This is a genomic window from Streptomyces phytophilus (genome assembly GCF_013870535.1).
GTDB classification, from domain to species: Bacteria; Actinomycetota; Actinomycetes; order Streptomycetales; family Streptomycetaceae; genus Streptomyces; species Streptomyces phytophilus.
Genome location: NZ_JACBXC010000171.1, coordinates 1 through 7726 on the forward strand (window position 1 = coordinate 1; position 7726 = coordinate 7726).

8 protein-coding genes and 1 pseudogene are annotated in these 7726 nt (G+C 72.0%); 7 read left to right on the plus strand and 2 right to left on the minus strand.

The window, feature by feature from the left end; translation table 11 throughout:
- Positions 1-2426, minus strand: a 2426-nt coding sequence (locus H5J30_RS11325) for an ATP-binding protein (protein ID WP_181787305.1), incomplete at its 3' end; no start/stop codon positions are given.
- A gap of 221 nt (positions 2427-2647) precedes the next feature.
- On the minus strand, positions 2648-3112 hold the full coding sequence (locus H5J30_RS11330; protein WP_181787306.1) for a MarR family winged helix-turn-helix transcriptional regulator: 465 nt from the start codon (positions 3110-3112) through the stop codon (positions 2648-2650).
- Positions 3113-3254: 142 nt separating this feature from the next.
- Here H5J30_RS11330 and H5J30_RS11335 point away from each other — a divergent pair, with 142 nt between their 5' ends.
- From H5J30_RS11335 to H5J30_RS11365, 7 genes and pseudogenes are all read left to right on the plus strand, one after another.
- Positions 3255-3911 carry a hydrolase gene (locus tag H5J30_RS11335; protein WP_181787307.1) on the plus strand — a complete coding sequence of 219 codons (657 nt, stop codon included), beginning with the start codon at positions 3255-3257 and terminating at the stop codon, positions 3909-3911.
- A gap of 107 nt (positions 3912-4018) precedes the next feature.
- Positions 4019-4327 (plus strand): GNAT family N-acetyltransferase, encoded by a 309-nt coding sequence (locus H5J30_RS11340; protein ID WP_181787308.1) that lies wholly within the window; start codon positions 4019-4021, stop codon positions 4325-4327.
- 27 nt (positions 4328-4354) lie between these two features.
- On the plus strand, positions 4355-4768 hold the full coding sequence (locus H5J30_RS11345; protein WP_181787309.1) for a (4Fe-4S)-binding protein: 414 nt from the start codon (positions 4355-4357) through the stop codon (positions 4766-4768).
- Positions 4765-4983, plus strand: a complete 219-nt coding sequence (locus H5J30_RS11350) for a hypothetical protein (protein WP_181787310.1) — start codon at positions 4765-4767, stop codon at positions 4981-4983. The genes H5J30_RS11345 and H5J30_RS11350 overlap by 4 nt, the downstream gene beginning before the upstream one ends.
- A gap of 19 nt (positions 4984-5002) precedes the next feature.
- Positions 5003-6283 carry a glutaminase gene (locus H5J30_RS11355; RefSeq protein ID WP_181787311.1) on the plus strand — a complete coding sequence of 427 codons (1281 nt, stop codon included), beginning with the start codon at positions 5003-5005 and terminating at the stop codon, positions 6281-6283.
- A 45-nt stretch (positions 6284-6328) separates the two neighbouring features.
- A pseudogene (locus H5J30_RS11360) lies at positions 6329-6607 on the plus strand (fascin domain-containing protein); the annotation flags it as partial.
- A gap of 150 nt (positions 6608-6757) precedes the next feature.
- The coding region (locus tag H5J30_RS11365; protein WP_220188788.1) for a serine/threonine-protein kinase at positions 6758-7726 on the plus strand (969 nt) is incomplete at its 3' end.

A 7726-nucleotide genomic window follows, 5' to 3' on the forward strand; every position in this document is an offset into this window, starting at 1 on the left:
CACCCAGCTGGTCTACGGCGACGCCGGCGCCGCAGCCACTCGCCGTAGACCAGCTGGGTGCGGGCACGCTCGTACGGGCCGCCGTGCCGCTCGTGGAGCCGCAGCGCCTCGGCGTACAGCGCATCGGCGGCGCCGTCGTCGGCCAGCAGGGCCCGGCACCGCAGGACGAGCCCGGTGGCGGCCGGGCGGTCGACGTGCTCAGCCCAGTGCCGGAAAGCCGCCAGTGGTCCGTGGGCGCGATCCGGCATGCCGCAGCGCACGGCTGCTTCCACCAGATCCGGCACCGCCCGCACCAGGAGGTCGCGGCTCGCAGGTCCCTGGGACACGTGCGTGAGCCGGTCGGACGCGTCCCCGAAGCGCCGGGCGGAAAGGTCGAGCATCCCGAGACCCCAAGCCGCGATCTCGGCATTGACCCGGTGCCGGGCCCGGGCCCGCGGGAGCACCTCCTCGGCGAGAGCCCGGCAGCGTGCCTCGTCACCCGACACGGCGTGCAACCACACCTCCACCGACCGGTGGGCCAGGCTCTCGGTCGTGTTCCCGAGTTCGTCGCTCACGGAAACGCCTTCCGCCGCACACGCGCGGGCGTCCGCGAACTCGCCGCGCAACAGCCGCGCCACGGCAAGCACGTTCAGCGTGTACGGGACCCACCCCAACGCCCCGGTGGCCCGCACCGCGGCCAGCATGTCCTCGGTTCCGGCGATGACGCCGTCGTCGTCGGCGATCATGAGCCCGCCGAACCCGGCGGTGATGCGGTGCATCAGGTCGTGCCCGCCACCGCGTGCGGCGGTGTGGAGATCGCGCATCGGGCCAACGGCCAGCTCCGGACGTCCGGCGGACAGGTCCGCCCACCCGAGGAGGGCGGCGACGACGGGTGCCCAGTGCTCCGGCGGGGTGAACCCGCGCATCAGATCCGCCGCACGCTCCAGGAGGTCGTGCGCCGCCCCGTGCCGGGCGGCGTGCGCGGCCTCGTAGAGCGTGAGCGCGGCGCGCTCCGGGTCGGTGTCGCGCACCAACGCGGCGGCCTTGAGCGTCAGCTCGGCGTCGGCCCGCGGCGAGGTGCGTTCGTACTCCACGGCGCCACGGGTATAGATGGCGTCGGCCCGGACACCGGTGTCGGCGGTGAGCGCGAGCGCTTCGGCGGCCAGCCGGGCGGCGCGGTCGGCCTTGCCCGCGTCGAACGCGGCCTGGCTGGCCCGGGCGATACGCCGGGCCTTCAGCTCCCGGTCGGCGCTGAGCCGACCGGCGCGTTCGTAGGCAGCGCACACCGCCATCGCGCCGCCCCGGTGCCAGGCCCGCTCCGCCACGCCTTCGAGTTCGGCGGCCACCGCCTCGTCGGGTTTGGTGGTGGCGGCAGCGAGGTGCCAGGCGCGACGGTCGGCATCGGCGTCCGCGCGCAGCGCCTCGGCGTACGCGCGATGGACCTCGATCCGCCGGTGCAGCGGCGCGTCCTGGTAGGCGGCTGCCCGTACCAGGGGATGGCGGAACGTGATCCGGCTGTCGATCCGGACCAGCCGGTCACGTTCGGCGGGCGCCAGGTCGCCGGCGGCGCCACCGAGGGATTCGATCACGTGCAGGATCGTCGCGAGGGGCGCCGCGGTGTCGGCTGCTGCCACCAGAAGCGCGCGTTGGGCGGGGTCGGGAAGCTCCACGATCTGGTGGCGGAACGCCTCCTGCACGCGGCGCGTCACCGGCAGCGGGCCGACCTGCCCGGCCGGGTCGGACTCGTCGTCATCGCGGGCCGCGAGCCGCGACAGCCCGAGCTCGATGATCGCCAGGGGATTGCCGCCTGACTCCGCGAGAACCCTGGTCCGCGTCCGTTCGGCGAGTTCCGGTGCGTGGCCGTCGAGCAGTCGGGCGGCATCGGGCGCGGCGAGGCCGGACAGATCCACGACCTCGACACCCGCGATCGCCAGCGGCGGCGCCGACGTCTCGCGCACCGCGAACAGCACCGCGATCGGGTCGGCCACGAAGCGGCGGGCCGCGAACAACAGCGCCTCCACGGAGCCCTGGTCGAGCCATTGCAGGTCGTCGACCACGCACAGCAGCGGGGAATCCTCGGCCAGATCGGCGAGCAACGACAGGATGCCGGCGGAGATCAGGAACCGGTTGGCGTCACCCTCGGCCAGGCCGAAGGCGCAACGCAGCGCCGTCGCCTGGGGGGCGGGCAGGGCGTCCAGCCGATCCAGGTGCGGAAACAGGAGTTGGTGCAGGCCGCCGTACGCCAGCTCGTAGTCGGACTCGACCCCGGCCCCGCGGACCACCTGCATGCCCTCGGCTCGGGCGAGCGACACGGCGCGGTCGAGAAGGACCGATTTCCCGATCCCCGGTGCGCCCCGCAGCCCCAGCGCCCCGCTGCGTTCGTCGCGCGCATCCGCCAGCAGGCGCTGAACCCGCGCCTGCTCGGCGTCCCTTCCCACCAGCGACATGCGGGCACCCTAGTCCGCGGTCGCGAACGCGGTCACCGCGCCATGAACAACCGGACCATCTGGTGGGACTGGCCCCACGACCGAAAGCGGTGTGGGGATGCGTACCGACGCGATCAGGGACTCGCGGCACTGCGCCGCCGCCACGTCGCGGCCGATCACCGTGACCGGGCGGGATCTCTGCGTTTTCGGCGGACCGGTCGATGTTCATGGCGGGATGTCCGTCAGTCGGGCTGCTCCTCCATGTGCGCGAGGACGCGGTCCGAGATGCGGGCGAGCGCGGCGAGTTCTTCGCGGGTGAGGGCGTCGATGAACAGCCGGCGGACGTGTTCGACGTGTACGGGCGCGGCGTCCTCGATCGCCTCGTAGCCGGTCGGGGTGGCGACGATGAACGCGCCGCGGCCGTCGTCGGGGCATTCCTCCTTGGCCACCAGTCCGCGTTTCGCCATCCGCCCGACCTGGTGGGACATGCGGCTCTTCTCCCACTCCACCAGCTTCACCAGGTCCATGAAGCGCATCCGCCCGCCGGCCTCGGTGAGTTTGACCAGCACGGTGTAGTCGGAGGCCGACATGCCGGAGTCGGCATGGACCCGGCGGGAGAGCCGCCCGATGAGCTTCTCCTGCATGCGGATGAAGCTGTCCCAGGCCGCCATCTGCTCCGAGGTCAGCCAGCGAGGCGTTGCGTTCATGGGGGGAGCGTAACGAGGCCGCCGACAGGTCCTCCATCCCCCGGCAAGGCGCCGTCCCGGCGGTTAGTTGACGTCTCAACGAGAGATCCCTAAGGTAGATGACACGTCAACCAAATGGTCGAAGCTCCAGAAGGGGAATCCCATGAGTGCCGAGAACAAGGCCGGACTCGACGCGCTGCTGACGCCCGAGGAGAGTGTTCTCGTACTGATCGACCACCAGCCCTTCCAGTTCGCCAACCTGAACAGCCACGAGCCGACGATGGTCGTCAACAACGTCGTCGGACTCGCCAAGGCCGCCAAGGTCTTCGACGTGCCGACCGTCCTGACGACCGTGCTGGAGGAGCGCGGCGGCCTTCTCCTCCAGGGGGTGCAGGATGTGTTCCCGGAGCAGAAGCCGATCAACAGGACCTTCATCAACACCTGGCAGGACCGGCGGGTCGTGGATGCCGTCAAGGCGACCGGGCGCAAGAAGCTGGTCATCGCCGGTCTCTGGACGGAGATATGCGTGGCGATGCCGGCGATACAGGCGGCGGGCGAGGGCTTCGAGGTGTTCGTCGTCACCGACGCCTCGGGCGGCGTCTCGGCGGAGGCGCACAGCGTGGCCGTGCAGCGCATGGTCCAGGCCGGCGTGGTGCCGATCACGTGGCTGGCCGTCATGGGCGAGTGGCAGCGCGACTGGGCCCGCGAGGAGACCGTCGCGGGTGCCGCCGAGGTCCAGGCGCAGCACGGCGGCGCCAGCGGTGTGGCCTTCGCCTGGGAGATGCAGCTCCTGGCCACGCCCGCCGGCGGCGAGGGCTGACGCCGCCCCGGCACATGCGGGCGGACACGCCTGCCGTAGAAGATGATGCATCAACTTCATTCGACTAGCGTGGCGCAGAGTCCACGCGGAAGGCGTACGGAGGAAAAGTGTCAGTCGAAGTGAGCGACGTTCCCGAGGCCAGGCGGTACGAGGCCCGGGTCGGGGGAGAGTCCAAGGTCGCGGGCGTCGCGGATTACATCCGCACGGCGGAACTCGTCGCGTTCGTGCACACCGAGGTCCTGCCGGAGTACGAGGGCAGGGGAGTCGGGGCGGCGCTGGTCCGTACCGCTCTCGACGAGGCGCGCGCCGCGAAGCTGCGGGTGCTGGCCATCTGCCCGTTCTTCGCGGGGTGGATCGCCCGGCACCCCGAGTACAAGGACCTGCTGTACCAGTCACGCAGCAGTGTCAGCGACTGAACACCGGGCGCGGCGGCGGAGGCCGGTATGAGCAGCGGAAAAGAGAAGAAGGCGTACGAAGGCCGGTCGATCACCGTGACGTTCGAGGCCGGGCGCTGCCTGCACGCGGCCGCATGCGTCGGCGGGCTGCCGGAGGTCTTCGACCCGGCGCAGCGCCCGTGGATCCGGCCGGACGGCGCGGAGGCCGGGCGCCTGGCCGAAGTGGTGCGGCGCTGCCCCTCCGGTGCGTTGCAGTACGAACTCGCGGACGGAGAGGCGGAGACGCCGGACCGGCCCACGCAGATCGCGCACAACTCCGTCGGGCAGCTGATCGCGCGCGGCGAGTTGAGCCTGGACACGGCGGCGGGCCCGCGCGCGGAGACCAGGGCCGTGCTGTGCGGCTGCGGACAGAGCCGTCTGCAGCCGTACTGCGACCACACGGGCCCGTGCGGTCAAGCATGACCACGACCGGCACCTGCGCGGCCGACCTGGCTCGGCGCCACACCGAGGCCGTGCTCACCGCCAGGCGAGAGCTTGTTACCGGGCCGGGCCGGTGGTCCGACACCGGGCAGGGCCTGTGCTCTGGATCCGCGGTGGACGTGTTCGTCGTCGGCACCACCGGGGGCGCCGGCGGCGGTGCGGCGGACTCGGGGCCGGTTCATGGCGTAGAAAGTTGATCTGCAGGGAGGAGGACGTATGCGGTCGATGATTCCCGACTATCTGGCCGAGGCGCTCGGCGACGTCGAGTCGGACACGTCCGGGGAGCCCGCGGGGTACATCCCGGAGCTTGCGGCAGCGGACCCCGAGCGCGTCGGTGCCGTCTTCGCCACCCTCGACGGCGAGGTCTACGGGGCCGGCGACATCGACGTCGAGTTCACGATCCAGTCGATCTCGAAGCCGTTCACGTACGCGCTGGCGCTTGCCGACCGCGGCTTCGACGCCGTGCTCGCCAAGGTGGGTGTCGAGCCATCGGGGGAGGCGTTCAACGAGATCTCCCTCGAAAGCGACACCGGGCGCCCCCGCAATCCCATGATCAACGCCGGTGCGATCACCACCCACTCGCTGGCCGGCTCCCCGGACATGGGTCCGGCAGCGCGGGTGGAGCGCGTCGTCGACGGCCTCTCGGCGTTCGCCGGCCGCCGGCTGGGGGTCGACGAGGCGGTGTGTGCGTCGGAGATGGAGCACGCGCACCGCAACCTCGCCATCGCGCACATGCTCCGCAGCCACAGCATCCTCACCGAGGACCCGCGGGCCGTCGTCGACGGCTACGTCCGCCAGTGCTCCGTGCTCGTCACCGCGCGCGATCTGGCCGTGATGGCCGCGACGCTGGCCAACCGCGGCGTCAACCCCCTCTCGGGGCGGCAGGTGATAGGCGAACGGGTGGTGCGGCAGGTGCTGAGCGTCATGGCCACCTGCGGCATGTACGACGCGGCCGGCGACTGGGCGACGCAGGTCGGCATCCCGGCGAAGAGCGGCGTCGCCGGGGGCCTGATCGGCGCGCTCCCCGGCCAGATCGGCATCGCCACGTTCTCACCGCGGCTGGACCCGCACGGGAACAGCGTGCGCGGTGTGTCGCTCTTCGAACGGTTCTCCTCCGACATGGGTCTGCACGTGATGGAGGTCCCGCCCGCCGCGCGGGCGGTCGTGCGGTCCAACCACGTCGTCGGCGGCGGGCCCGGCGCGATCCGGGTGGTCCAGTTGCAGGGCGGGATCGGCTTTGCGGCAGCCGAGAGGGTCGTACGGGAAGTCGTGTCCACCGCGCCCCGGGAAGCCGGGGTGGCTCTGGACCTCACGATGGTCCACTCGATCGACGACGTGGCACGGCGCATGCTGCTGGAGGTCGCGCGCCGGCTCACGCTGGACGGTCACGAGGTCTACCTCGTCGACCCGGAGTCGGTCGTCCCCGATCCCGATCCCGGCGACGGCGGGCGGGTCACGGTCGTTTCCGACGTGGAGCAAGCCGTGAACGCACGCTGAGCACGGCCTGATCAGTACTCGGCGTGGGTGGAGCCCGCGCAGGAACCCGTCGCGATCCAGTCCGTACGCAACGGCGGCTTCGCGACCGCCGAGGTCAACTACGCCGCACCGCGCACCGGCGTGCTGCGTGCCCGCTCCGCCGGTCCCGGCGGCTGGGAGACCTTCGACCTGGTCTGGGACGAGGCCAGCGAGACGTACGCCCTGAAGTCCAGGGCCAACAACCGCTACGTCGCCGTGGAGCGCAACTTCACCGGCAGCGCCGCGAACGTGCTGCGCGCCCGCTCCGAGACCGTCACGGGGGCCTGGGAGCAGTTCCATCTCTACGACCGCAGCTGACCCGGCGCCTGCCGCCCCCCGCCGCCGGGCGTTCCCTGCGGCCTCCCGCCCGTGAATCTGCCGACGTCATATCCCGTATCGCCGGCACCGTCGGGGAAACCGTGATTCGCGCCCGCCGAGTGCGGGCTTGGGGGAATCATGGTTCTCTCGGTGGAGTCGAGGGAGGCAGTGCCGGTGGAGGAGTTGCGGCCGGGTGATCCTGACCGGGTCGGTCCCTACCGCCTCGTGGCCCGGCTGGGTGCCGGCGGCATGGGGGTGGTCTACCTCGGGTGTTCGCCGGGCGGACTGCTCGTCGCGGTCAAGGTCGTCTGGTCGCGACTCGCGGGCGATGCCGGGTACCGCGCGAGGTTCCGGCGGGAGGTCGCCTCGGCCCGTACGGTCAGCGGGGCGTACACCGCGTCGGTGCTGGATGCCGACCCGGAGGCGGGTACGCCGTGGTTGGCCACCGCGTATCTGCCGGGGTTGTCGCTCTGGGAAGCGGTCGCCGCTCATGGGCGGTTCCCCGCGGCCACCGTCCGCCTGCTGGCCGCCGGGCTCGCCGAGGCACTGGCCGACATTCACCGGGCCGGTCTGACGCATCGCGATCTGAAGCCCGGGAACATCATGCTGACCGCCGACGGTCCCAGAGTGATCGACTTCGGGATCGCCCGCCCCGAGGATGCCGATTCCATCACCAGGGCGAACCGCAGCCCGGGTACCCGGGGGTTCATGTCACCCGAGCAGGCCGCCGGCGGCGAGGTGGGGCCGGCGAGCGACGTGTTCTCCCTCGGCGCCGTGCTGGCCTTCGCGGCGACCGGTGGGGAATCCCGTCGTACCGACGGCCGGGAGGCCGTCGACCGCCTGCTGGGTGGCCTGATCCGGGACTGCCTCCGCCCGGATCACAGGCAACGGCCGTCGGCCGCCGATCTGTTGGCCAGGCTGGATCCGGCCGTGTCCGCGCAGGGTGCGGCGTGGCTGCCGGCCGAAGTCGTCGAGGCGGTCGACCAACGCACCGCTCGGGCCCGGGTCCTGTCCGAGGTGCCGGTGACCCCGCCGCGCGCGGAGTCGGTGCAAGCCGCGGCGGCCGACCAGGTACGGATGGCGGAGGCGACCGCCGACGGAGAGGCC

Bases quoted from the DNA above. Each gene is read 5' to 3' on its own strand.
- H5J30_RS11335 (WP_181787307.1), top strand. From the start codon at position 3,255: ATGAGTGCCGAGAACAAGGCCGGACTCGACGCGCTGCTGACGCCCGAG.
- H5J30_RS11330 (WP_181787306.1), bottom strand. From the start codon at position 3,112: ATGAACGCAACGCCTCGCTGGCTGACCTCGGAGCAGATGGCGGCCTGG.
- H5J30_RS11350 (WP_181787310.1), top strand. From the start codon at position 4,765: ATGACCACGACCGGCACCTGCGCGGCCGACCTGGCTCGGCGCCACACC.
- H5J30_RS11345 (WP_181787309.1), top strand. From the start codon at position 4,355: ATGAGCAGCGGAAAAGAGAAGAAGGCGTACGAAGGCCGGTCGATCACC.
- H5J30_RS11355 (WP_181787311.1), top strand. From the start codon at position 5,003: ATGCGGTCGATGATTCCCGACTATCTGGCCGAGGCGCTCGGCGACGTC.